3 protein-coding genes are annotated in these 2,485 nt (G+C 73.8%); all 3 read right to left on the bottom strand.

The window, feature by feature from the left end:
* On the bottom strand, nucleotides 1–321 hold a 321-nt coding region (locus VF468_14615), incomplete at its 3' end, for an ATP-binding protein (GenBank protein ID HEX5879526.1).
* The gene (locus VF468_14610; GenBank protein HEX5879525.1) at nucleotides 318–1,652 is read right to left on the bottom strand and encodes an IS21 family transposase; all 1,335 of its coding nucleotides are present in this window, start codon (nucleotides 1,650–1,652) and stop codon (nucleotides 318–320) included. The genes VF468_14615 and VF468_14610, both read right to left, overlap by 4 nt.
* An 85-nt stretch (nucleotides 1,653–1,737) precedes the next feature.
* Nucleotides 1,738–2,121: a hypothetical protein gene (locus tag VF468_14605; protein ID HEX5879524.1), complete on the bottom strand. Its 384-nt coding sequence runs from the start codon at nucleotides 2,119–2,121 to the stop codon at nucleotides 1,738–1,740.
* Nucleotides 2,122–2,485 lie beyond the last annotated feature (364 nt).

Genomic DNA, 2,485 nt, shown 5'->3' with positions numbered 1-2,485 from the left:
CAGGTCGTTGATCAGGCGGGGGTCAACACCGGGTTGGGCGTCGTAGTCGAACTCCTCCAGGGTCGCGTCGGTGGGCAGGCAGGCGAAACGGAGCCGGCCGGCGAGCCGGCGGGCCTCGGTCGCGTTGACCTCGATCCGCAGCAGACGTTCCAGAGCGGCGGTGGGGGTGAGCTTCTCGGTGCGGGCCTGGTCCAGCACGGCCGGCAGGGCCTCGGCCGCGTCGAGCAGCTTGAGGGTGGTCAGGTGGGCACGCAGCTGCTGGTAGCGACTGTTCTCGGCGGTGGTGGCCGGCGCCGGCGCGTCGCTGGTGTCGGTGGTCATGGCAGGTTCCTCCGGATCGCGGCGGCGGCCGCGTAGACGGTCAGATCGACGACGGGTTCGGGTTCGGTGGTGTTGCCGCGCAGGACGTCTGCGGCGAACAGGGCGGCCGGGCCGGGTGGGATGCGTTCCTTGCGGCGGTGCGGCCGGGCGGTGGTGAACGCGGCCAGGGCGGCCTTGTTCAGCGCGGTCACGTGGTGCTCGCTGCGGATCGTGGCGCCGGTGCCGTCGGCGACCCGGTGGTGCAGGGCCACGGTGACGCCGCGGTCGGTGACGAACGCCAGCACCGGGGAGCCCAGCCGGTGGGTCACGGTGACCGGGCCGCCGGCCAGTTCGGGCGGCACGGAGTACCGGTTCCCGCGGAAGTGCACCAGCGCCTGCGCGGACACGACCCGTGGCACGCTGACCTCGGCCGGGAACGCGGCCGCCGGCAGCGGCGCGAGCCGCTCACGGGCGGCCAGATCCGCGACGGTGCACCGGGTCCCGTCGACATCGACGCGGTCCCGGGCATCACCGACGGTGCCGCAGAACTCGTCGAGCCGGGCCTGCGCGGCGGCGACGGTGATGTCGTCGGGCAGGGTGCGCCACCAGCGTTGCGCCGCGGTGTGGTTGGCCTTCTCGACCACACCCTTGCGGTTGCCCCGCCGGGGTGGGCATGGTTTGACCTGCACCCGATAGTGTTTGGCGACCGCCGCGTAGGAGGCGGTGACCTTGCCGCTGTCCGGGTGCACGACGGTGGCCATCCGGTCGAACCGCCACACCCTGGTCAGCCCGCCGAGCCGGGTCACCACCTGGTGCTGCGCGTCGATCAGCTGCGGCTGGTCCATCGCCTCGGCCAGCACCCCACGCCACCGGCTCGAGTGGGACAGGGCGCCGACGAGCAGGAACGCCCGCTGCCCGTACCCGTCCCAACTCGTGGGTGGGTCGGGCAGCTCGAGCCAGTCCCACTGGGTTTCCTCGGCCGGCGGATGCTCGATGACCGCCGCCGGGCGGCCGCCGGTCGGCCGGCAGGCGTGGCACACCGGCCGCAGCTGCCGGGCCCGCAGGTTGTGCGTCAGCCGCGGGTAGGAGCGGTCGTACCCCAGCTGCAGCAGTTCATCGTGCAGAGCCGTCGCCCACAGGTGCGGGTCCTCGGCCAGCCGCTCGCGGCAGTAGACCACGAACGGCTCGAACACGTCCGGGCCGGCCGGCGCGCGGACACCGGCGGTCCGCTCCCCGTTCAAGTACGCCCGGATCGTCCTTCGGTCTTTGCCCAGGTGACGGGCGATCGCGGAGATCGACCAGCCCCTGCGGCGTAGTGCGTGTGCGTCCACGTCTTCCTCCCGTGTGAGCATGAAGCGGGCTCCCTCGAACAGCTGGTCGGTGGTCAGAACCGCCAGACTCGAGGGAGCACCGCCGACTTCCGCGCAGCCACGCGCATCAACCACGCTTCGAAATGGCGTGGTCGGGTTCGGTGGCGCCCAGGTGGGCCAAATGCTGCAGTGCAGCGTCCAACACGTGGGCCAACTCGTGCGCCGCGTCGCGGGCGTCTGCCAGGTCGGCGCCCGCCGCGGCGACGATCCGGCCAGCCTCGGTGCCGGTGTCGGCGCGGACCCGGCCGGCGTCGTGTTCGGTCTGCAGCCAGCGGCCGAGCTGGCCCAGCAGCTGCGGCAGCCCGCCGGCCAGCACGGCGAACTCGCCGACCAGCCGGTACAGCTCGGCCGGCCCGGCGAACACGCGTGGGTCGCGGGTGAGGTGGTTCAACTCCCGCACGGCCTCGGCCGCCCGCTCGGCCAGCTCCAGGACGTGCCCGTCGCCGGTCACGGCGCGCTCACCGCCCGTCGGCCGGCGCGGCGGCGCCCGGGCGGATCGATCGCCGCCGGGCGGACGCCGGCGGGCGGACGCCGGCGGTCGGACGCCGGCGGTCCGCTCGCCGTCCGAGTACGAGCGGGATCGCCCGTCGGTCGTCGCCACGTCGCGGGCAGCCGCCGGGATCGACCAGACCCTCTGGGGTGATGCGCGGTGCGTGCACTTCGTTCCCTCCCGTGTGAGCGATGAAGCGGGGCCACACGGGTGGGGAGATTCAGCGAGCAGGTCTGGGGAGATTCAGGCGAGCGTCATTAGCGCCGACCGCGGCCGGACCGCGGCCGGTCCCGTGGGGCGCTGGCCGGGACCCGGTCACCGTGCG

This window comes from Actinomycetota bacterium, from assembly GCA_036280995.1.
GTDB lineage: Bacteria > Actinomycetota > CALGFH01 > CALGFH01 > CALGFH01 > CALGFH01.
Note: the sequence above shows the minus strand (reverse complement) of the source record. Positions and strands in the feature narration are given on the sequence as shown.